Source organism: Flavobacterium sp. UBA5153, assembly GCA_002413745.1.
In the GTDB taxonomy this organism is placed as follows: Bacteria; Bacteroidota; Bacteroidia; order Flavobacteriales; family Flavobacteriaceae; genus Flavobacterium.
Genome location: DHXP01000010.1, coordinates 10,994 through 33,617, shown reverse-complemented (window position 1 = coordinate 33,617; position 22,624 = coordinate 10,994). Strand labels below are relative to the sequence as shown.

General features: G+C 32.8%; 18 protein-coding genes and 1 pseudogene. 16 read left to right on the top strand and 3 right to left on the bottom strand.

What is annotated here, in order from left to right:
• Nucleotides 1-159: 159 nt before the first annotated feature.
• Entirely contained in the window at nucleotides 160-909 is a 750-nt protein-coding gene (locus B2145_RS02270) for a DeoR/GlpR family DNA-binding transcription regulator (protein WP_291097679.1), read from the bottom strand.
• Between the two features lie 873 nt (nucleotides 910-1,782).
• On the opposite strand from B2145_RS02270, the gene B2145_RS02265 reads away from it, so the two are divergent.
• The 13 genes and pseudogenes from B2145_RS02265 (at nucleotide 1,783) to B2145_RS02210 (ending at nucleotide 17,708) form a co-directional block, all read left to right on the top strand.
• A complete protein-coding gene (locus B2145_RS02265) occupies nucleotides 1,783-4,980 on the top strand; it encodes a SusC/RagA family TonB-linked outer membrane protein (protein WP_291097677.1) in 3,198 nt (1,065 codons plus the stop codon).
• Nucleotides 4,981-4,990: 10 nt separating this feature from the next.
• On the top strand, nucleotides 4,991-6,475 hold the full coding sequence (locus B2145_RS02260) for a SusD/RagB family nutrient-binding outer membrane lipoprotein (protein WP_291097675.1): 1,485 nt from the start codon (nucleotides 4,991-4,993) through the stop codon (nucleotides 6,473-6,475).
• 279 nt (nucleotides 6,476-6,754) lie between these two features.
• A pseudogene (locus B2145_RS17590) lies at nucleotides 6,755-7,398 on the top strand (exo-beta-N-acetylmuramidase NamZ domain-containing protein); the annotation flags it as partial.
• Entirely contained in the window at nucleotides 7,381-7,965 is a 585-nt protein-coding gene (locus tag B2145_RS17585) for a hypothetical protein (RefSeq protein WP_349678070.1), read from the top strand. The pseudogene B2145_RS17590 and the gene B2145_RS17585, both read left to right, overlap by 18 nt.
• Nucleotides 7,966-8,005: 40 nt before the next feature.
• Nucleotides 8,006-8,833 (top strand): N-acetylmuramic acid 6-phosphate etherase, encoded by an 828-nt coding sequence (gene murQ / locus B2145_RS02250; RefSeq protein WP_291097673.1) that lies wholly within the window; start codon nucleotides 8,006-8,008, stop codon nucleotides 8,831-8,833.
• A gap of 65 nt (nucleotides 8,834-8,898) precedes the next feature.
• Complete coding sequence (locus B2145_RS02245; RefSeq protein ID WP_291097671.1) at nucleotides 8,899-10,407, top strand: sodium:solute symporter; 1,509 nt, start codon at nucleotides 8,899-8,901, stop codon at nucleotides 10,405-10,407.
• Nucleotides 10,408-10,572: 165 nt separating this feature from the next.
• The gene (locus tag B2145_RS02240; RefSeq protein ID WP_291097669.1) at nucleotides 10,573-12,120 is read left to right on the top strand and encodes a glycoside hydrolase family 10 protein; all 1,548 of its coding nucleotides are present in this window, start codon (nucleotides 10,573-10,575) and stop codon (nucleotides 12,118-12,120) included.
• Nucleotides 12,121-13,389, top strand: a complete 1,269-nt coding sequence (locus B2145_RS02235) for an MFS transporter (protein ID WP_291097667.1) — start codon at nucleotides 12,121-12,123, stop codon at nucleotides 13,387-13,389.
• 38 nt (nucleotides 13,390-13,427) lie between these two features.
• Nucleotides 13,428-14,402, top strand: a complete 975-nt coding sequence (locus B2145_RS02230; protein ID WP_291097665.1) for a hypothetical protein — start codon at nucleotides 13,428-13,430, stop codon at nucleotides 14,400-14,402.
• A 171-nt stretch (nucleotides 14,403-14,573) separates the two neighbouring features.
• Nucleotides 14,574-16,172 carry a glycoside hydrolase family 3 protein gene (locus tag B2145_RS02225; RefSeq protein ID WP_291097663.1) on the top strand — a complete coding sequence of 533 codons (1,599 nt, stop codon included), beginning with the start codon at nucleotides 14,574-14,576 and terminating at the stop codon, nucleotides 16,170-16,172.
• Between the two features lie 144 nt (nucleotides 16,173-16,316).
• Nucleotides 16,317-16,955, top strand: a complete 639-nt coding sequence (locus B2145_RS02220) for a peroxiredoxin (RefSeq protein ID WP_291097661.1) — start codon at nucleotides 16,317-16,319, stop codon at nucleotides 16,953-16,955.
• An 87-nt stretch (nucleotides 16,956-17,042) separates the two neighbouring features.
• A complete protein-coding gene (locus B2145_RS02215) occupies nucleotides 17,043-17,351 on the top strand; it encodes a thioredoxin family protein (RefSeq protein ID WP_291097659.1) in 309 nt (102 codons plus the stop codon).
• Between the two features lie 99 nt (nucleotides 17,352-17,450).
• A complete protein-coding gene (locus B2145_RS02210; protein ID WP_291097658.1) occupies nucleotides 17,451-17,708 on the top strand; it encodes a DUF6952 family protein in 258 nt (85 codons plus the stop codon).
• Between the two features lie 274 nt (nucleotides 17,709-17,982).
• On the opposite strand, the gene B2145_RS02205 is transcribed toward B2145_RS02210, so the two are convergent.
• Nucleotides 17,983-18,825 (bottom strand): arsenite methyltransferase, encoded by an 843-nt coding sequence (locus tag B2145_RS02205; RefSeq protein ID WP_291097657.1) that lies wholly within the window; start codon nucleotides 18,823-18,825, stop codon nucleotides 17,983-17,985.
• Nucleotides 18,826-18,842: 17 nt separating this feature from the next.
• Nucleotides 18,843-19,166, bottom strand: a complete 324-nt coding sequence (locus B2145_RS02200; RefSeq protein ID WP_291097656.1) for an ArsR/SmtB family transcription factor — start codon at nucleotides 19,164-19,166, stop codon at nucleotides 18,843-18,845.
• A 120-nt stretch (nucleotides 19,167-19,286) separates the two neighbouring features.
• On the opposite strand from B2145_RS02200, the gene tpx reads away from it, so the two are divergent.
• The 3 genes from tpx to B2145_RS02185 are packed head-to-tail and all read left to right on the top strand — an operon-like array spanning nucleotide 19,287 to nucleotide 22,620.
• Complete coding sequence (tpx, locus tag B2145_RS02195) at nucleotides 19,287-19,784, top strand: thiol peroxidase (RefSeq protein WP_291097655.1); 498 nt, start codon at nucleotides 19,287-19,289, stop codon at nucleotides 19,782-19,784.
• A 10-nt stretch (nucleotides 19,785-19,794) separates the two neighbouring features.
• On the top strand, nucleotides 19,795-20,169 hold the full coding sequence (locus B2145_RS02190) for a diacylglycerol kinase family protein (protein ID WP_291097654.1): 375 nt from the start codon (nucleotides 19,795-19,797) through the stop codon (nucleotides 20,167-20,169).
• A gap of 18 nt (nucleotides 20,170-20,187) precedes the next feature.
• The gene (locus B2145_RS02185) at nucleotides 20,188-22,620 is read left to right on the top strand and encodes a DNA translocase FtsK (protein WP_291097653.1); all 2,433 of its coding nucleotides are present in this window, start codon (nucleotides 20,188-20,190) and stop codon (nucleotides 22,618-22,620) included.
• The last annotated feature ends 4 nt before the right edge of the window (nucleotides 22,621-22,624 follow it).

The window sequence follows — 22,624 nt, the reverse complement described above, 5'->3', positions numbered from 1 at the left end:
TTTTCTTTAGAAGATACTTTTTGAGCATTACAACTTATGGTTAAAAAATAGAAAAATAGTGTTGAAATCAGAAAAATACCTTTTGATAATTGCTTACGTCTCATGCGAATTTGTTTTTTAAGATTTTATTTAATTATTTAATAGTCTAAAAGATTTGATTTATAATAAACTAACTCCAGCTTTAACGTATTCTTCAAGTTTAAAATCAATTGGATCAAGATCTGTGACAACCTTATCTATTTCTTTTAGATTACATACATTGAAACTATGCTTTATATTTAATTTATTTGAAGTAGCTAAATAAACTATTTGTTTTGAAGAATTAATCATCGCCTTCTTTATTAAAGAAACTTCATAACCTTCATCTGTTATCCCATGCTCAACGCTAAAGCCACTAACACCCATAAAACAAATATCCGCTCTAATTTTTGATAAAAACTGAATAACATCAACTCCTGTAGTGACCATAGAATTTTTTTGTATTTTGCCACCTATAAATATTATTTCTAATAAAGGATGTTCAGTAAGTTGCATTGCAATTGGCAAACTGTAAGTATATATTGTAGCTTGTATGTTTTTTGGAAATAATTTAGCTAGCACTAAATTTGTAGTCCCTCCACTTATAATAATTACCATTCCGTCTTCAATCAAAGTAACCGCTTTATGAGCAATAGAGGATTTATTTTCTCGATCAAATATGATATCCTCATTATATTGATAAAGTTTTTGAATACTTATTACAGCCCCGCCATGCACTTTAGTAATCAAACCCTTACTGGCCAATTCGTTAAAATCTCTTCTTATGGTATCCTCCGAAACATCAAGCTCTTCGGCTAAAAAACTGGAGCTAACCTTTCTGTTATCTCTAATTTTATCAATTATTTTTAGTTGCCTATCTCTTTTTAACATAAAAAATCTTTTTACAAAGATACACTTTTTCACATAACAAAAAAAATATTTGAAAATAATCCGCATTTTTTTTTAATTAAACGCATTTAACTGCATATATACATAAATAAAATGCACTTTTATAAATTAATAATGTTGACTCAAAAACAACCGTAATGAATATTTTTTAAAATAAATGCCTTTTTCAACAGAATTAACCTCTTTAGATATTTTTAAGATACATTATCATTATACTACTGATAATTGGTATACTTCACAGTGTAAACCATAATAATTGACTAATTATTTTTAGGAAAATCAAAAGTTTTAATTAATTATAGACATACTCTTGTTGATTTAGACGCGGTCTAAGGAATATAATTACAATCAATAAAGATTTACAGGCACTGAAATATGCTTTACACAGAAGGTTCTTGTTCAGTATAAATAATTGATAGTCTATATTATATTATTGATTTAAAAAATATTGTAAATAAACCTACTCATTTATTTACATTGAAACCAATTGGTTATATATTTCTCAATTTCTCACCTCAATAAGCCAGGAATTACTGCTTTGATTGAAATAATTAAATTAAAGGCGGTTAAATTTTAATTACGCTTATTTCAGGAAGTTCATATCCACATCACCAATAATATTAATGAATTTATACTATTTCACCATTCTTCTAATTATTTTTTGCTTTTATTCAAAATAAAATTTTCATATAATAAATTAAGTAAATGATTAGGTGATTTAAGCCATTTATAAATAAATATATGCATCTATTGACAAAATATATGCATTTTATTGCATAATTAACGAAAATAATTTGCCTGTTAAAGAAAATTAAAGTAAGTTTGGCACAATTATTAACTTTAACCAACCACTATATGAAAAAAACACATTTTAAATTACTCTCTTTATTGATGTTCTTTTTTGTTCAAATCATTATTGCACAATCAGTTATAATAAAAGGGACTGTAATTTCGAAAGAAGACAACCAGATCATGCCAGGAGCTAGTGTCTTAGTAAAAAATACCTCTATTGGAGGTGTAACTGATTTTGATGGAAATTTTAGCATTGAAGCAAAAGATGTTAAGGGGAAATCATTAATCATCAGTTTTATTGGTTATAAGACTGCTGAAGTAAACTTATCTGGACAAAACCAAACAATCAATATTTCTTTAGAAGCTGATGCAAACCGTTTAGACGAAGTTGTTGTAACAGCTTTAGGTATCAAGAGACAAAGTAAAGCTTTAGGATATTCAGCAACTTCACTTAACGGCGATGATATATCACAAGTAAAATCTGTAAGTGCAATTAATTCTTTGCAAGGCAAAGTAGCTGGTGTTAACATATCGACTAGTAATACTGGTGCTTCAGGTTCTAGTAGAGTTATAATTCGTGGAGCAAGTTCATTAACTGGGAATAACCAGCCATTGTATGTGATAGATGGTATTCCTATTATTAACAAAACTAAAGGATCTGTGGTGAAGGGCACGTATGCCTCTGGTAGTGAACTTAGTGACGGAGGAGATGATATTTCCTCTATTAATCCAGATGATATTGAATCTGTATCGGTACTAAAGGGTAGTGCGGCAGCAGCTCTTTACGGTTCACAGGCCTCTAATGGTGTTATTATGATTACTACTAAATCCGGTAAAGGTCAAAATGGTTTTGGTGTTGAGTATTCGAATTCCTTTACTTTTGATCAGGTTAATACAAATCTTCAAAATTTTCAAACTGAATATGGTCAAGGTGATAAAGGCTTAAAACCTGGTTTTGAATATGATGGCAATCATAATCCTGTGGAAATTGCCAATCAAACTAAAGCTATCAGCGATGCATTTACTAGTTCACTGATATCTTGGGGAGCTAAGCTTGACGGGGAATCAGTCTATAATTGGGATGGAGTTAAAAGACCTTATTCTAATACTGGTAATAATTTGGATAAATTTTATAAAACTGGAACAACCGCAGTTAATACACTTGCCTTTTCAAAAGGGGGAGATGATTATAGTTATCGTTTTTCTTTTTCAAATTTAGAAAACGAAGATATTTTTCCAAAAACTAAATTAAACAGAAAATCATTATCTTTAAATGTAACGGCTAAAATTAACCCTAAGTTAACTTCAACAATTAATACAAAGTATATAATTGAAAAAGTAAATAATCGTATTACAATTGGAGATACTCCTGGGAATGCAAATACTGTTGCATATTTATTACCTAATAGTTTGGATATTTTTGATTTGAAACCTGGTTCTAATCAAGCAGGAACAGAACTTATCTTTCAACCAAGTAGTTTTATAACAAACCCATATTGGGCTGTCAATAATTTTGAGAATGATGACACAAAAAATAGATTAATAGCATCAACTACCTTAAATTATGATTTTACGGATTGGTTATCTGCAATAGGAAGGGCAGGTATAGATACCTATGAATTATCTAGAAAGCAAGTAACCCCTTACGGAACTGATTATCGTCCTGCTGGTGAATTAACTCAAGGAAAGTCTACATTTAAATTATTTGACGCAGACTTTATGTTAAAGATTGATAAAGCAATAACAGATAAAATTTCAACGAATACTATAATTGGCACCAATACCAAAACAGCAACTTTTGATGAATTAAGCGCTTTTGGTAATAAGTTTGTGGTTAAAGGATTAGAGGATTTAAACAATACAACACTCCCAAATCCTTCTTATGGCTATTATCAAACTAAAACCAACTCTATTTATGGTTCTCTTGAAGCAGATTATGATCATTTGCTATATTTAACATTCACAGGCAGAAATGAATGGTATTCAACACTATCTTTCCCTGGAAAAACTACTCCAAATGATGATTTTTATTGGTCGTTAAGCAGTAGTTTCCTATTAAACAAGGCCTTTAAATTACCAGAAATTGTCGACTATGCTAAAATTAGAGCAAGTTATGCACGAGTTGCTGGTGGTGCTAATAATGCTTATGCATTAAATTTAGACTATGCCATTTCCGGTTCTTTTCAAGGACAATCTTATGGTCAAATAAATAACTCTTTAATTCCTAACCCAAATTTAGTTCCATTTCAAAAAAATGAATATGAAATTGGATTGGATAGTAGATTTTTTGGAAATCGTTTAAGTCTTGATTTAGCCTATTACTCCAATAAAACGACCAATGATATTGTTAATGCATCTGCATCTCTAGGATCTGGTTATACATCATCGATATTAAATATAGGTGAATTAACAAATAAAGGAATAGAGTTATTGATAGGGGGTTATCCAATTAAGAATGATAACTTTTCATGGAATACATCTTTTAACCTAGGATATAATGACAGTGAAATTGTTCATACTGATGATAAAAATACTCCTATTAACGTTGATGGAAGTCAAGATCGTTCAAAAACTGCAATTATTTCGCATATTGTAGGTGAGCATTATGGTGTAATTTTTGGTTCATCATATAAAAGAGACAACAATGGAAATATAATATATACTATCAGTGGTGGCGTTCCAAGACCAATGCAAGGTGCATATAAGATATTAGGACAAGGAGTTGCTCCATATTCTATGGGTTACTCAAATACTTTTAATTATAAAAATATTTCATTAAGTTTTTTAATTGATGCAAAATTTGGGGGCTCAGTATTTTCAGGAACAAATAGGGAATTAATGCTAAGTGGGTTGCATAAAAAAACTCTTGAGGGTCGTGAAAATGGTTTAAAAGTATCTGGAATCGATAATGCCACAGGTCAACCATTTACTACGACAGTTGCTCCTGAAAACTTAAGAAACTATTATGGTTTTATTGGAGAGGAAAGTGTTGGTATTGCAGAAGAATTTGTTTATTCTACTGATTTTATCAAGTTTAGAGAATTAAGTATATCTTATAATTTACCTTCAAAGGTTTTAGAAAATATTTTTATAAGTAACTTAAGATTCTCGTTAATAGGCAGAAACCTTTTCTATATCTCAAAAAAGATTGATAATATTGATCCAGAAGCATCCTTAAATAACCTTAATTCACAAGGAATAGAAAGATTTGGAGTACCTTCAACAAGAAGTCTTGGTTTCTCTGTAAATGTTAAATTTTAAAAATAAAAACATGAAAAAATTAATTATATTACTAACAATCATACTAATATTCCAATCTTGTGATAATGGTTTTGCCGAATTGAATGTTAATCCTACAAAACCAACTCAACTTTCCCCAGCTTCAAAATTGAGCTACATTCAATTATATACTGGAGGAAGTAGTTATGTGGCGTATCTATTTTGGAACGTTATTCATTTAATGCAAAATGTACAACAACTTAATAATACCTCATATATTTCTTTTGTTTATAAAGTCGGTAGCACACATTATTTATTTGAAGAGCAATTTAGCACTACTGTTAAAAACATCACTGATTTAGAGGCTCAATTAAAAGCAAGTGACGAGCCTACTGCTATTAATGATTTGGCAATAGCTAGAATTCAAAAAGTTTTGATATTTAGTAGAATTACCGATGCTTATGGTGACATTCCTTATAGCCAAGCCGGAAAAGGATTTTCAGAAGGAATTGGTTTTCCGGAATACGATAAACAAAGTGATATTTATGCTGATATGTTATCAATTCTAGAAAGTTCAGCAGCTACTTTAAGTAAAGGTGGTGCTAACTCTTATGGCTCTGCGGATTTATTGTTTGGCGGAGATAACTTGAAATGGAAAAAGTTTGCCAATTCCTTAATGCTTCGTTTAGCTATGCGAATGGTAAAAGTTGATGAAACTGCTGCAAAAACTTGGGCAGCTAAAGCAATTAGTGGTGGTGTTATGGAAAGTAATGGTGATATTGCTTATCTTAAATATGAAAACAATGCAAATGACGGAGGACCAAATGTGAATCCACTCACAAAATGTTTTACATCAAGATCTAGTACTCAAGTTAAGATTTCAAAAACTTTTATGGATTTCCTAAAAAACCATAATGATCCTCGTGTTTCTGTATTGTGTTCTACAGTTGACGGTAACACAGACCCTACTTTACAATTTGGTCAAGACATTAATGACCCTACTAGAGGAAATGCAAATTCAAAACCAAATATTAATATTTTTGGCGGATCTGGAAAAATAGTTTATGATGCACCATTTTACTTCCAAACTTATGCTGAAGTAGAATTTATGTTAGCAGAAGCAGCACAACGTTGGGGCTTAGCAGATGGTGATGTAAAAGCCCATTATAATAAAGGTATTAGAGCTGCAATGCAACATTTAGCAATGTACGGTCCTGGTAGCGTAATTTCATCAACAGCTATTGATAACTATTTAACAGCTAATCCATTTGTTGCTGCTGATGCTTTAAAAATGATAAACGAACAATATTGGGTAGCAACTTTTGGAAATGGTTTAGAAAGCTTTTCAAATTGGAAAAGATCGGGTTATCCTCAATTAGTTCCAATTGCTGTTGCAGCTACCCTAACTAATGGCCAAATTCCAAGAAGATTAGTATACCCTGGTTCTGAAAAGTTAAATAACACTACGAATGTTGAAGCTGCTATAGCTCGACAAGGTGGTGATGAATTAACAACAAGAATGTGGTGGGATAAATAATATTCATTAATATTTTTGGGGTTTAATATTCAAAATTAAACCCCAAAATATATTCTAAAAGCAAAATGCATTACATAACGCAAAAGTAAATACTTAGGGAAATGGAAATTAGTATTCGCTCTATATGTTGAATGAGATTATAATAATAATACGAGTCCATAAAATACTCCCGAAAAATGATCCCAATTTATTGTTAATTAGTTTGGGTTAGTTGAGTTAGTTATTGGGTTTAGAGTAGTCAATTGACTACTCTAAATTTATACTTTAATTCTATTTGATTTGAAATCCTTTAATAAATTTATTTTGAAAAAAGTTAAGACCGGTTTAGATATATTAACAAAAGACAATAATCTTCAAAAGAAATTCAAAGGTAAAATAGCATTATTATGCCACAATGCTTCCGTTGATTCAACCTGTACTCATGCAGTATTCAAATTTAAAGAAATGTTTGGCCCAAGATTCATTAAACTATTTGGCCCGCAACATGGATTTTCAACTAATGATCAGGACAATATGATTGAAACCAATCATTACATACATCCCTATTTTAATATCCCTGTATATTCTCTCTATTCTGAAACACAAATCCCCACGGATGAAATGCTGGACGAATAGATCATTTATTTGTTGATTTACAAGATATAGGATGCCGCATGTATACATACATTTACACGCTAACACTTTTATTAGAAAAATGCATAAATAAAAATATTGAAGTTATTGTACTCGATCGTCCAAATCCAATTAACGGTGTTGATATTGAAGGAAATATATTAGAGCCCAAATTTGAATCATTTATTGGCCGTCATCCAATTCCAGTAAGACATGGAATGACTATTGGTGAAGTTGCCCTAATGCATCAGAATTTATGGATAAAAGAAAAAATAAATCTCAAAATAATAAAAATGATCAACTGGAAACGTGAAATGTATTTTGAAGACACCAAATTACCATGGCTCTTACCATCCCCAAATATTGCAAGGTCAGAAAGTGCCTGTACATTTCCAGCTATTGTTTTATTTGAAGGAACTAATTTAAGTGAAGGACGCGGTACTACACAACCCTTGGAAATAGTTGGACACCCTAAAATTAATCCTTTTTTGTTATTTTCAAATCATTTATTTAATAGTATAAAAGAGTCTAAATTAGAGGGTTTTGTTCTTCGCCCTATAACCTTTACCCCTACTTTTGATAAGAATCATAACGAAGTTTGTGGAGGATTTCAAATTCACATAACTAACAAAACAATTTTTAAACCTTGGAGAGTTGGCCAGCTCGTAATACGTGAATTATATAATCATCTAGAAAATGATTTTAAATGGAGAAGTCCTCCTTTTGAATATAATTACACTCAACTACCTATTGACATTATTAATGGGAGCAACAAATTAAGACATTGGGTAGAAAAAAATGAAAGCGTTGAAACGCTTGATTCTTTTGAAAACTTAAAAGATTATAAATTACAACTAGAAGAAATAAAAATCTATTAAAAATACGCCTCTAATCAATTCAAATGTTTAAAATCATAAAATGAAAAAAAACAATCCAGATACAGAACAAGAATCTTTATATTCTAATTTAGATAAAATGAGTACTAATGAGTTACTCTTAAACATAAACAAAGAAGACCAAAAAGTAGCAGATGTAATTAAAAATCAAATCCCTAATATTGAAAAACTAGTAGATATTATTGTTCCCAAAATGAAACTTGGCGGTCGTCTATTTTATATCGGTGCTGGTACTTCTGGAAGAATCGGTATTCTTGATGCATCTGAATGCCCTCCCACTTTTGGAGTACCTGATAATTGGATTATTGGTATAATTGCCGGAGGCGATTCCGCAATTAGAAAAGCCGTAGAAAATGCTGAAGATGACATTGATCAAGCTTGGAGAGATTTATCTGCTTATGCCATTTCAAGTTTAGATGTAGTTATAGGAATTGCTGCTTCGGGAAATACCCCTTATGTTATTGGCGGTTTAAAAAAAGCCCGAGAAAATAATATCGTTACAGGTAGTATTTCTTGTAACAGTGATAGTCTTATTTCTAAAGAAGCTGATTTTTCCATAGAATTAATTGTAGGTCCTGAATTCCTTACCGGAAGCACAAGAATGAAAGCTGGAACATCTCAAAAACTAACCTTAAACATGATTTCGACATCAGTTATGATTAAACTCGGGCGGATTTATGGAAACAAAATGATTGACATGCAATTGTCTAATAAAAAATTAGTTCAAAGAGGTATTGAAATGATTATAGAAGAGCTAAAAATTGATGAGAAATTAGCTTCTCAATTACTAAAAAAACACAAAAGCGTCAGAGCAGTTTTACTGGCTAAAAATAAAAATCTAGAAATTTAATCCCTATAATTTAAAGTCTTCTAATAGATTCTTAAAAAGAACAATAATCCTCTAAATATATAAAAATGACCCCAAGTACAATCCTAATCCTTATCATCGTTTATTTTGGCATATTATTCTATATATCACATAGAGTCAGCAAGAAAGACTATAGTAATGAAGCATTTTTTAAAGCTAATAAAAATTCAAAATGGTATTTGGTTGCTTTTGGAATGATAGGAACTGCACTTTCCGGAGTCACTTTTATATCTGTACCCGGAGAAGTTGGTGCTGCGAGTGGCGAACAATTCAAATATTTTCAGTTTGTATTGGGTAATGCTATCGGTTTTATAATAGTTACAAAGTTATTATTACCGCTATATTACAGAATGAATTTAACTTCTATATATGGATATATAGAACAGAGAATGGGTACTTACAGTTATAAAACAGCGGCAACTATTTTCTTAGTAAGCAGAACGGTAAGTTCCGCCTTTAGACTCTATTTAGTGGTGATTGTATTGCAACGTTTTGTTTTTGACTATTATAAAGTTCCGTTTTCATTAACCGTATTAATTTCTTTATTATTAATCTTCTCTTATACTTATAGAGGTGGACTTAAAACGATTATAATAACCGATACCTTGCAAACTTTTTTCCTGGTAACTTCGGTATTTCTTACCATCTATTTTATTTGTGATAGTTTAGATTTAAGTGCGATCAATGCTTTTAATGAAGTGAAAAACAGCAATTATTCAAAAATATTTTTCTTTGATGATTTTATGACAAGTAAATTTCATTTTGTGAAACAAATTTTAGGAGGTATCTTTGTAACTATTGCAATGGTAGGGCTTGATCAAGATCTGATGCAAAAAAATCTTAGCTGCAAAAACATTCAGGAAGCACAAAAAAATATGTTTACGTTTACAGGAATCTTCGTTATTATCAATATTTTCTTTTTAAGTGTTGGTGCTTTACTATATATTTATGCAGATAAAAATGGAATTGCAATCCCCGTTGATTTAATTACAAACAAACCAAGAACCGATTTACTTTTTCCTGAAATCGCATTAAATCATTTGTCTATAATCCCCGCAGTTATATTTTTGTTAGGGATTATAGCGGCTACTTTTGCAACTACAGATTCTGCGCTGACGGCACTTACAACCTCATTTTGTGTTGATTTTTTGGGTATGGATAAAACAGAAAATATCAGTAAACAAAATGTAATCCGAAAAAGACATTTGGTACATCTTAGTTTTTCTGCATTAGTTTTTATTGTCATATTAATTTTCAATTCCATAAATGACAGCTCTGTAGTTGGAATGATATTTAAAGTTGCTTCCTACACTTACGGTCCTTTATTAGGTTTGTATACATTTGGTTTATTCCAAAAATCAAAAAAAGTAAACGATAAATTAGTTCCAATTATATGCCTACTATCTCCTTTTCTAACTTATTTACTAAATGAATATTCACAAACATTGTTTTGGGGATATATATTTGATAATGAATTAATAATACTGAATGGATTATTAACTTTTTTTGGATTGTATCTCACAAGTACCAAAATGAATGAAAAAATAAGTTTTTAAAACAGTACTTACAATAAAAAGGAAAAACCGCTTAACCTTTTAGTAAAGTCTTTTAATATTTGGCAAAGAAATTGCTGCAATAAATAAATTCGAATTTTATCCAACATTTATGGAATAAACTTCCCCAAAAAAACTACTTTTGATTTTTACATTATTAGATTAAAAATGAATAAATACAAGTGCTTGATATTGTTGGTTTCCTTTTTTATGCTTTCGTTTTCGAACGGAAATGCACAAGAAAAAGCTACCAATCCGAAGAATGAATTCAGGGCAGTTTGGATTGCCACTGTAGAAAATATTGACTGGCCAAAAAATAGGATCGATACAGTCGAAAAACAAAAAGCCGATTTTATAGAAATTTTGGATACTTACAAAAAGCTGAATTACAACGCCGTGATTGTCCAAATTCGCAGTGTTGGTGACGCCTTCTATCCTACGGATTTAGCCCCTTGGTCACGGTATTTGACCGGAAAGGAAGGAAAAGCCCCTGCCCCCTATTTTGACCCATTGAAATGGATGATTGCGGAAGCGCATGCCAGAGGTTTCGAGTTTCATGCCTGGCTCAATCCCTATCGGGCCACAATGGATTTAAGAACAGAAATTTTAAGTCCCAGCCATGATTTTTTTAAGCATCCCGATTGGATGATCAAATATGGCGGAAAATATTATTATAATCCCGCTTTGCCTGAAGTTCAAACCCTTTTGGTTTCCATTGTGAATGAAGTAGTTCGCAATTATGACATTGATGCTATCCATTTTGATGACTATTTCTATCCCTACACCGTAAAAGGAGAAGTTTTTAACGATAGCGAATCCTATAAAAAATATGGTGGCGGACTTAGTTTGGAAGATTGGAGACGGTCGAATGTGAATAATTTGGTAAAATGTGTTTCTTATTCCATAAAAAACATCAAACCTTGGGTACAATTTGGCATCAGCCCTTTTGGAGTTTGGCGCAATAAATCAGTTGATCCAAAAGGTTCTGACACTCAAGCCGGTCAAACCAATTATGATGATTTGTATGCAGATCCATTGGCTTGGATGGAAAATAACTGGATTGATTATCTCGTTCCTCAACTGTATTGGAGTTTGGATCATCCAAGAGCTTCCTATTCAAAACTGCTAAAATGGTGGTCGGAAAATTCGAAAAATACCGCCATCTACATTGGCAACGGAACCTATAAAATCAACAGCGATTCGGATAAAAAATGGAATAATCCAAATGAAATTCCGAATCAAATAAACATCTCCAGAACGTATAAAAACGTTGAGGGAAATGTGTTTTTCAGTGCCAAATCATTCGTGAATAAAAATCGAAATGTAGCCCAATTATTGCTGGAAAATCAATACAAATACCCTGCGCTTCCGCTTGCTGTCCCTAATTCTAAAATGACGGTAATAGATTGCCCAATTTTAAACTCGATTTCAAAAGACACCTCCAATTCCAGCTTTACCATCAAATATCCGTTGAACAGTAAAGTGCGCTATATTATGGTTTATCGAGCCAAAAAGACTTCGGAAATCGATGTGAATAATCCAAGTCAAATCATCGAAAAGATAAATTTAACCGAAAAATCCGATTCCATTAAGGTCTGTGTCCCGATGAAAAAATCGGATGAAAATAGTGCTTGCGCAATTACTTTTATTGATTTTTACGGGAATGAAAGTGCGGCTACGACAGTAAATTTAACTACGGAAACCCAAATAAATTAAATGAAAATCGACACGAAACCTTGGTATTGGATACCTGTTTTAAACTTTGCTTCCGGCTTGCCTTACGCGATAATTATTTCGGTTTCGGTAATTATGTATAAAAACCTAGGAATCAGCAATGAAGATATTGGAATTTACACCAGTTTATTGTACTTGCCTTGGGTTATTAAACCATTATGGAGTCCTTTTATTGATTTATATTCCACTAAAAGAAAGTGGTTTTTGGCAATGCAATTGATCATTTCTATTGCATTTCTAATTGTCGGATTAACGATTCCGATGAGCAATTTTTTCGTGTTAAGTTTGGCAGTTTTTTGGGTTGCCGCTTTTGCTTCAGCTTCGAATGATGTGGCAAGTGATGGCTTTTATATGTTGGCTTTAGCCAAAGAACAACAGTCTTTTTTTCTGGGAATCAGAAGCACGTTTTATCGCCTTTCCTTGTTGACCGGAAATGGATTAATCGTAATTATTGCCGGTTTTTTGGAACAAAAATACGGAGACAAAACCAAAGCCTGGTCTTATACTATGGTAATTGTTGGCTTTATTATGGCGATAATCACAATTTATAATTATTTTTCGACTCCAAAAATTGAAACAATAATTACCGAAAATAAATCAGAATCAACACCAAAAGTGAGTTTCGGAGCAGTATTTTCCTCTTTTTTCCAAAAGAAGCAAATTGGTTTGGTTTTAGCCTTTATCTTGTTATTTCGATTGGGAGAATCCCAATTATTAAAAATGCTGACTCCTTTTCTGATTGACGAAAAATCTGTTGGAGGAATGGGTTTAACCACGCAGGATGTTGGAGTGATTTATGGTACATTTGGAGTGATTTCACTTACTATTGGCGGAATTTTAGGAGGAATTGCCCTATCCAAAGGCGGACTTAAAAAATGGATGCTGCCAATGATTTTGTCAATGCACTTACCCATAATTGGATTCATTTTATTGTCACATTTTCATCCAGAATCAATTTATTATGTTTATGTCACGGTAATTTGCGAACAGTTTGGTTACGGATTTGGATTTGCCTCCTTTATGATGTTTTTAATTTATGTTGCCGAAGGAGAATCTAAAACCTCACATTACTCCATCGCCACGGGATTTATGGCTTTGGGAATGATGCTTCCGGGAATGTTGAGCGGTTTTATCCAGGAATATTTGGGTTATGGCAATTTCTTTATTTGGGTGCTTTGCGCCACCATTCCAGGATTAATTTTGTCTCGTTTCTTGATTTTCCCAAGTGATTTTGGAAAGAAATCAGAATAGTTTATAAGTTATGTGAAATTTTAAAAACAGACAACTCAATGACGAATGACAATTTAATCATAATTAGCGGTGGGGCATACAATGACGTAAAAAAAGCTTTGCGACAATGGATTGACCTTTATACCAAAAGTTTACAAGATGGTTTGACTTTTAAACTTTTCAAAAACGGAAATGGAAATCACATAATTTTAGCAGACGAAAGACTCGACAATGAAAGGTTTTATTACCTCGTTAATTACTTGTATTATCCCCAAGGAATTAGGTATAAGATAGACATTGAAGGTTTCACAATAGGTAAAGAAAATAATGTATTAAAAGACCAAAAGTTAATTGTTTATATTTCATCTACTGACAAAGAAGGAGATAATGTTTTCGTCGCAACCGCTGACAATAATAATTATAAAATTGACTTTGAAGGTAAAATTTCAGAAACAAAAGAAAAAAAAATATTTCGACTACCTTCCAACCAAAATCTTGATAACCCTGAAATACTAAGAGTTAATAAAAAAGAAGTTTCTAGTCAAATAAAAGAAAAATCAAAAGACAACATAGAGAAACGATTTAGAATAATTTCATTTATTACTATTGTTCTATTCATGACAAGTCTTTTTGTACCATTCTATAGTACTCAAACATTCATTAAAATAACTTTTTTCTTGGGCATGGGACTTGGAATTTGGTTTTTTCTTGATTTTAAAATGTTGCAATCAGGTAAATATTATTTTTTCGGCTTTCTAATTTCCTTAATATTTTTAAGTTACACAGTTCTTATAAAGAAAGTATTAAATAATACGGAAGTTGATTTTGTGGATTTAGGAGCCTTCTATCCTTTGATGCTTTTAATTATCCAATGGCCGACAAGAAAAATTTATATAATGCTATTTAAAAGAGAGCCAGAAATCATAAATAGATATGGCTATGGCTCTGGTAAATTTGCTGATATGATATATACATTGATCCTATTCTTCAGTATTGCTGGTTTGCCTTTTATTATTATAGACGCATTAAAATAATAAAGTCACATTAAAGATTCTACAATTAATTTTTATAATTGACTTAATTTGAAAAGGTTTTGTATTTGGGTCAAATCCAAAAAACGGACTTAATTTGGTTCAAAATCATTTATAGAACCATAAAAATAACATACATATAGCTCAAATAAACCAATTATTTTAAGACAGATAATGACACTAGAACAAAAAATAGGACAATTCTTTTTTCCAGCCGTTTTTATCAACGATACGGAAGAAAATATTCAGGAAACAGAACATCTAATAAAAGAATACAACATTGGTGGGCTCACCTTTTTTCATAGTCGGGCAAGTGCCGCAACCAACTATGAAACCAAGAAAAAGGTCGAATTTAACGACGATAGTTTCGAACGTTTAAAAGAATTAATTGTCCGGTTTCAAAAATGTGCCACTACCCCACTTTTGATGAGCATTGATGCCGAATGGGGATTGGCAATGCGCGTAGAAAAAACACCACAATACCCTTATGCCATTACCCTTGGTGCTTTGCCAATTAGTTCAAAAAAATTAGTTTACGAAGTAGGAAAACAAATTGGTTTGGATCTAAAATCGGCAGGGATTTATTATAATTTGGCGCCTTTGGCGGATATCAACAACAATCCAAATAATCCCGTAATTGGTTATCGTTCTTTTGGCCAAAACAAAGAAAAAGTCGCTCGTTTTGCGCTCGAATATTTACGGGGAATGAATGATGTTGGAGTTTTGGGCTGCTTGAAACATTTCCCGGGTCACGGAAATACCAGCGTCGATTCGCATTTGGGATTGCCTGTTTTGGAAGAAACTTTGGAACAATTACTCGAAAACGAATTGGTTCCTTTTATAAAGGGAATCGCAAACAATGTCGATTCAATTATGATTGGACATTTGGCCGTTCCAGCCTTGAATTCAGGTAAAAACACATCGGCAACATTATCAAAATCCGTGATTGAAAACCTTTTGAGAAAACAATTGGGTTATGACGGTTTGGTGATTTCAGATGCTTTGAATATGCACAGCATTTCAAAATTGTATGACACGAAAGGACAACTCGAATGGGAAGCTTTCAATGCAGGAAACGATGTGTTGTGCTTTGCCGAAAATGTGGCCGAAGGAATTCAAGAAATCCTCAAAAATGCCAAGCCAGAACGAATTGAAGCCAGTTTTGACCGTTTATGGAAATTAAAACAAAAAGCAGGAATTCTATCCGGAAATACAGCACCTCAGGGCAGTTTTGATTTTGAAGCCACTTCGGTTTTAAACCGAAAAATAGCCGATAATTGCATTACCAAAATAAAAGACAATAATAATAGTGTGACTGTTTTTGACGCTAAAAACAGGGATCAACTTGCCAAACTAAGTCTTTATAAAAATAAGGGTAACGTTTTTTTTAAAACCTTGTCCACTTCCCTGCCGTCTCCGGAATTTGCCATTGAAATGGGAAATAATTTAGAAATTTATGAATTGGAAAAAAATATGGTTAATTTTGATACTGTAATTATTTCTTTGTTTGTTCCAAAAGCAAAACCTTTGAATAATTTTGATATTGAAGATTCCGTTTTGGCGTTTTTAGGCAACTTATTTGCCACCAAAAAATGTGTTTTATACGTTTTTGGGAATCCCTACGCTTTGCAGCTAATTCCAAATTTAGAACAAACTTTAGGAATTGTGCAGGTTTACCAAGATTTTACTGAATTTCAGGAAAGTGCGGCGAATCAACTATTAGAAAATACGGAATGCAAAGGAACTTTACCCGTAATTGTCAACGGTATTTAAATAAATCTGAAAAGCAAAAGACGGACACATATAGTAAATACCTATCGTTACATAAAAATTAATAATTAAAATTTATATATTCGAATATCTGTTTTGAATTACATTTGCATCAAATAAAAAAATAACAACTTAAAACAAATAAATATGTCATTAGTAGGAAAAAAATTCCCAAGTATTGCAGTTGACGCCATCTCTGAAATGGGCGATAATTTGAAAATCAACATTTTCGAAGAAGCTACAAAAAACAATAAAAAAGTAGTATTGTTTTGGTATCCAAAAGATTTTACATTCGTTTGTCCAACTGAATTACACGCTTTTCAAGCGGCACTACCTGAATTCGAAAAAAGAAATACCATTGTAATTGGTGCTTCTTGCGACACCAACGAAGTACATTTTGCTTGGTTGAACACTCCAAAAAACAACGGTGGAATCGAAGGTGTTACCTACCCAATTCTTGCCGACACCAACCGTAACTTGTCAAACATTCTTGGAATTCTTGATATCGAATCTACAAGCTACAGCGACGAAACGGATTCAGTTATTGTTGAAGGCTCCAACGTAACTTACAGAGCGACTTACTTAATTGATGAAGACGGAAAAATTTTCCACGAAAGTGTAAATGATATGCCATTGGGTCGTAATGTAAATGAATATTTGCGTTTAGTGGATGCTTATACTCACGTGCAAACTAACGGAGAAGTTTGTCCAGCAAACTGGGAAAAAGGAAAAGATGCGATGCACGCAGACAGAAAAAGTACGGCCGAATATTTAGGTTCACACTAATTTTCAATAGCAAATACAATGGCAATTTCAATTTTCAATTTTGATATTGCCATTGTATTTTGATATTGACATAAAAATTTAAAAACTATGTTAATCGAATTAAACGAAGACACCTTACAAGATTTAGTTTCCAAGAACGAAAAAGTAGTCGTTCAGTTTTCAGCCTCTTGGTGTGGAAATTGCCGAATTATGAAACCGAAATTTAAAAAACTGGCTTCGGAAAATGAAAATTTGACTTTTGTTTTGGTTGATGCCGAAAATTCGCCGGAATCCAGAAAATTGGCTAACGTGAGCAACTTGCCTACTTTTGCCACTTTTGTAAACGGAAAATTGGTAAACGAAACCCAAACTAATAAAGCTGAAGTTTTGGCTGATTTGGTAAATGAAATTATATAAATATAGTTTAGAAGGTGATGAGTTTAGAAGTTTAGTGATGAACTTGATATTATTTTTATAATCTAAACTTTTAACCTCATAAACTCCTAACCTTAAAATATGAAACTACCAATAATCAAACATTTGTCTCAATTTATTGAAGAAAATGACCAAGATTATCTGATTGAAACCATCGAAGTTCTCGAAGCTTTGACTGAACTTTCCACCTTGAAAGATGAAGAATTGGACGTGATTGGCGAATTAATCTCCAATATGTATGGCGCGCTAGAAGTTCACAAAATGATTAAAGGCGGAATGGATAAAAAAGAAGCTTTGAATACTTTTATGAAAAGGGTTCTGGGTTCTATCGATAAATAAATAACGATTTTTATGACTATTCGTTAACGATACTGAAAAATATTTTCGCCACGAATTTACTTCGTCTATTCGACCTTTGGTCTCGGGTCACTAATTTTCACTAATTTTTATAAAAAAATGAGACAATTAAACCTGAATTCGTGTTAATTCGTGTAATTCGTGGCTAATAAAAAAAAGTCCGCAAAGCGGACATTCAAATACTTTTTGTTCCAATAAATTAAAAAACGCCTTCAGCAATGAGGGCGTTTTTGTTGTATTTATAACTGTGTTTTGCTTAACAACAAGAAGAAGTTCCAGAAGAGCAACATTCGTCATTTTTCTCGGCATATACAGTAATGCTAAATATAATATTTGGACTTGAAGTGTACGAAACAATTTCTTCTTCAGTCAGATAATTAACTAGAATATCTTTGGGAACAACAATTGGTTTTTCTTTCTGTAGCACAATGTTTTTAAAGCCAATTTCTTTGATATAGCCCAAATATTCTTCCTTTTTGATGGCGCCTGACACGCAACCTGCATACATTTCTGCGGCATTTTTTATCTTTTCCGGCAAATTGCCCGTCACGACAATATCGGAAATGCTAAAGTGACCTCCATTTTTTAGAATACGGTAAATCTCACTAAACGCTTTTTGTTTGTTTGGCACCAAATTTAACACGCAATTGCTGATTACCACATCGGCAGAACTCTCGCTAACAGGCAAATTTTCAATATCCCCCAATCGAAATTCAACATTGTTAAATCCTAACTTATCGGCATTCAAGCGTGCTTTTGCAATCATTGCTTCGGTAAAATCAACACCTATTATTTTTCCTGTTTCTCCTGCTTCTGCACGAGCCACAAAACAATCATTGCCTGCTCCACTTCCTAAATCGACCACCACGTCTCCTTTGCTTATTTTGGCAAATTGCGTTGGTAAACCACAACCCAAACCCAAATCGGCATCCGACTCATAGCCTTTCAATTCATTGTAATCTTCGGACATAATATTGTAAACTTCCGTGCTACAACCGCCTGAACCACAACAAGAAGATTCATTCGATTCTTTGTCTTGCAAAGCAATTTCACTGTATTTTTGCTTTACCATTTCTTTAATTTCTTCTGAATTTTTCATTTTTTATATTTTAAAATTTAACAACATTTGCCTTTTAGTTTCTTGGTAATCGAGAAAAAATAACCTTCTATTTTTTCGAATGTTTCTGTATTTAAACAATAACAAATAGCCGTTCCTTCGATGTTTCCTTTAATAATTCCCGCATTTTTTAGCGCCGATAAGTGTTGGGAAACCGTTGGTTGTGCCAATGGCAATTCGTTAACGATATCACCACAAATACAAGTGTCGACTGACAATAAATACTCAATTATGGCGATTCGTGCCGGATGGGACAACGCCTTAAATAATGTCGCCAACTGATTATGATCTTCCGAAAAACTATCTGATTTTGATGCTCCCATAAAATTTATTTATTTATATATTGCAATATTACGATAAAGCAATTAAACAAAAAAGTGATTTTGAAAAAATTAACTAAATAAAATTTCATACTTTTGAACCTCATTTTAAAAACAAATATTATGGCTTCAATAACATTAGGAGGAAATCCAATCCACACTTCAGGTGATTTACCAAAAATTGGTACAAAACTAGCCGATTTTAAATTAGTAAAAAACGACCTTTCCATCGCTACACTAAGTGATTTTGCAGGAAAAAAATTAGTTTTGAATATTTTTCCAAGTTTAGATACAGGAACTTGTGCCGCATCGGTAAGAAGATTTAACACGAGTGCAAGCAATTTAGAAAACACAAAAGTGTTATGTATTTCAAGAGATTTACCTTTTGCCCAAAAACGTTTTTGTGGAGCCGAAGGACTTGAAAATGTGGTCAATTTATCTGATTTCCAAGACGGAAGTTTCGGTAAAACCAATGGGTTGGAAATTATCGATGGCGTATTGGCAGGTTTACATTCAAGAGCTGTCATTGTAGTTGACGAAAACGGAACCATTATCTATACTGAGCAAGTTCCAGAAATTGCAAATGAACCCAATTATGAAGCTGCATTAGCAGTACTTTAAAAGTTTATTAATGGATTTTGAAAAAGACAACACTTTTTTTACCGGAAGACTAAAAAGTATAACCTATGCTTTCAAAGGGGCAGTAAAACTTATTGCAACCGAACACAGTGTGATGGTGCAATTTTCTTTGGGAATATTGGTAACCATCGCTGGTTTTTATTTTAATATTAACACAACTGAATGGCTTTTTCAAACCTTAGCAATCGGGTTAGTCATGAGCATCGAAGGATTGAACACGGCTGTAGAAAAAGTGGCCGATTTTATTCATCCCAATTATCACGAAAAAATCGGGTTCATAAAAGATATTGCCGCCGGAGCAGTTTTTTTCGCTTCAATTTCTGCAATTGCAATTGGAATAATTATTTATTTACCAAAAATTTTATAGGAAATAGTACAATCAAGAATGGCCAAAACAATAAAAAAAGAAACTCCAGAAAAAAAGAATGATCCAAAATCTGTAGCAAATAAGCCTTGGAAAATGTCCAAGCAATATAAAATTGTTTTCGGCTCTCTTTTTGTACTATTTTCCATTGCTTTATTGCTTGCCTTCCTTTCCTTTTATATCTATGGGCAAGAAGATCAAAGCGCCGTAAATCAATTGACCGACCGTACAGAAACGGTTCAAAATTGGTTGGGTAAATTTGGGGCCTTTTTAGCCGATTTGATTGTTTATAAGGGTTTCGGAATCGCCTCATTTATCTTCGTACGATTATTCTTTTTGACCGGACTCTTTTTAGTGCTCGATATTTCTTTAAAAAAACTGAAGAATATTTGGTTCTGGGATTTATTTGCAATTATTATCATATCGGTTTTATTTGGTTTTTTTGCCACTTCCCTACCCGAGTTGGGCGGAACCATTGGCTATGAATTGAATTTGTTCTCCCAGGACTACATTGGCAAAACAGGAACTTTGCTAGTTTTGATTTTTGGACTCATCATATATTTGATTTTCAAACTCAAAATTTCACCCGAAAAAATCCAATCCTTTTTCGAAAGTACCAAAAAAGAAATCAAATCTGATTTAGGTTCAAATGTTACCAATAACGATGCAAACGCTTATAACTTGGAAGAATATGCTGTAGAGGAAGAATTGGAACAAATTCATTTAAAAACAAATGGTTCCCAGTTCGAAATTAATAAAGAAGCTTTAAAACCAACCATCAATAATCCTTCGGAAATCAGTTTAAAAACAATTCCGATGGAAGTGACGCCAGCAACTTCTCCGGAAATAATTCATACCACCGATGATAGTTTTGTCATCGAAAAAGCTCCAGAAGAAGATATCATAGAAGAAAACTTGGCTTCAAAACTTGTTGCTGATTTTGGATTATTTGATCCAACTTTGGATTTATCCAATTACAAATACCCGACAATTGATTTGTTAAAAGAATATTCAACTGGAGGAATCACAATCAATCAGGAAGAATTAGAAGAAAATAAAAATAGAATTGTCGAAACGCTTCGCAATTACAAAATAGAAATTGCACAGATAAAGGCCACCGTTGGACCATCGGTTACGCTATATGAAATCGTGCCCGAAGCAGGAATCCGAATTTCAAAAATCAAGAGTTTAGAAGACGATATTGCTTTGTCGCTTTCGGCATTGGGCATTCGAATCATCGCTCCTATTCCTGGAAAAGGAACCATCGGAATCGAAGTTCCCAACAAGAATCCTACCATGGTTTCGATGAAAAGTGTCATTGGCTCTGCCAAATTTCAGGAAGCTGAAATGGAATTGCCTATTGCATTGGGAAAAACTATTTCGAACGAAACTTTTGTGGTTGATTTGGCCAAAATGCCCCATTTATTAATGGCTGGAGCAACAGGACAAGGGAAATCTGTTGGTTTAAATGCCGTGATAACTTCCTTGCTTTACAAAAAACATCCAGCCGAAATCAAGTTTGTTTTGGTTGATCCAAAAAAAGTGGAGTTAACGCTTTTCAACAAAATTGAAAGACATTATTTGGCCAAATTGCCTGATTCGGAAGATGCCATTATCACGGACAATGCAAAAGTTGTCAATACCTTGAATTCGCTTTGTGTGGAAATGGATAATCGCTATTCGTTGTTGAAAGATGCAATGGTGCGAAATATCAAGGAATATAACGACAAATTCAAATCCAGAAAATTGAATCCAGAAAATGGACACCGTTTTTTGCCTTATATCGTGTTGGTTGTCGATGAATTTGCCGATTTAATCATGACAGCTGGGAAAGAAGTGGAAGTTCCCATTGCGAGATTGGCACAATTAGCCAGAGCCATCGGAATTCACTTGATTATTGCCACACAAAGACCATCAGTAAATGTAATTACAGGTTTGATAAAGGCTAATTTTCCCGCTAGAATAGCCTTTAGAGTTACTTCAAAAATAGATTCCAGAACTATTCTTGATGGCCAAGGAGCTGATCAATTAATAGGTCGTGGAGATATGCTTTATACCAATGGAAATGATGTTGTACGGGTGCAATGTGCCTTTATAGACACTCCAGAAGTAGAAAAAATAACAGAATTTATCGGTTCACAAAAAGCGTATGCGACAGCTTATTTGCTTCCAGAATTTATTGGGGAAGAAAGTGGCATTAATCTTGATATGGATATCTCCGAAAGAGACACATTGTTTAGAGAAGCCGCCGAAGTTATTGTAAATGCACAACAAGGATCGGCTTCGTTGCTACAAAGAAAACTAAAATTGGGCTACAACAGAGCAGGTAGATTGATTGATCAACTCGAAGCTGCAGGAATTGTAGGTCCATTTGAAGGCAGCAAGGCGCGAAGTGTAAATATTCTTGATATGAGTTCTCTTGATCAATTTTTCAAAAATGAACAAAATAATTAAATAA

Excerpts from the sequence above, each read along its gene's own strand:
- B2145_RS02220 (WP_291097661.1), top strand. The coding sequence starts at position 16,317 with ATGTCATTAGTAGGAAAAAAATTCCCAAGTATTGCAGTTGACGCCATC.
- B2145_RS02205 (WP_291097657.1), bottom strand. The coding sequence starts at position 18,825 with ATGAAAAATTCAGAAGAAATTAAAGAAATGGTAAAGCAAAAATACAGT.
- B2145_RS02215 (WP_291097659.1), top strand. The coding sequence starts at position 17,043 with ATGTTAATCGAATTAAACGAAGACACCTTACAAGATTTAGTTTCCAAG.
- B2145_RS02245 (WP_291097671.1), top strand. The coding sequence starts at position 8,899 with ATGACCCCAAGTACAATCCTAATCCTTATCATCGTTTATTTTGGCATA.
- murQ (WP_291097673.1), top strand. The coding sequence starts at position 8,006 with ATGAAAAAAAACAATCCAGATACAGAACAAGAATCTTTATATTCTAAT.
- B2145_RS02240 (WP_291097669.1), top strand. The coding sequence starts at position 10,573 with ATGAATAAATACAAGTGCTTGATATTGTTGGTTTCCTTTTTTATGCTT.
- B2145_RS02185 (WP_291097653.1), top strand. The coding sequence starts at position 20,188 with ATGGCCAAAACAATAAAAAAAGAAACTCCAGAAAAAAAGAATGATCCA.
- B2145_RS02265 (WP_291097677.1), top strand. The coding sequence starts at position 1,783 with ATGAAAAAAACACATTTTAAATTACTCTCTTTATTGATGTTCTTTTTT.
- B2145_RS02260 (WP_291097675.1), top strand. The coding sequence starts at position 4,991 with ATGAAAAAATTAATTATATTACTAACAATCATACTAATATTCCAATCT.
- B2145_RS02235 (WP_291097667.1), top strand. The coding sequence starts at position 12,121 with ATGAAAATCGACACGAAACCTTGGTATTGGATACCTGTTTTAAACTTT.
- B2145_RS17585 (WP_349678070.1), top strand. The coding sequence starts at position 7,381 with ATGATCAACTGGAAACGTGAAATGTATTTTGAAGACACCAAATTACCA.
- B2145_RS02270 (WP_291097679.1), bottom strand. The coding sequence starts at position 909 with ATGTTAAAAAGAGATAGGCAACTAAAAATAATTGATAAAATTAGAGAT.
- B2145_RS02230 (WP_291097665.1), top strand. The coding sequence starts at position 13,428 with ATGACGAATGACAATTTAATCATAATTAGCGGTGGGGCATACAATGAC.
- B2145_RS02210 (WP_291097658.1), top strand. The coding sequence starts at position 17,451 with ATGAAACTACCAATAATCAAACATTTGTCTCAATTTATTGAAGAAAAT.
- tpx (WP_291097655.1), top strand. The coding sequence starts at position 19,287 with ATGGCTTCAATAACATTAGGAGGAAATCCAATCCACACTTCAGGTGAT.
- B2145_RS02200 (WP_291097656.1), bottom strand. The coding sequence starts at position 19,166 with ATGGGAGCATCAAAATCAGATAGTTTTTCGGAAGATCATAATCAGTTG.
- B2145_RS02190 (WP_291097654.1), top strand. The coding sequence starts at position 19,795 with ATGGATTTTGAAAAAGACAACACTTTTTTTACCGGAAGACTAAAAAGT.
- B2145_RS02225 (WP_291097663.1), top strand. The coding sequence starts at position 14,574 with ATGACACTAGAACAAAAAATAGGACAATTCTTTTTTCCAGCCGTTTTT.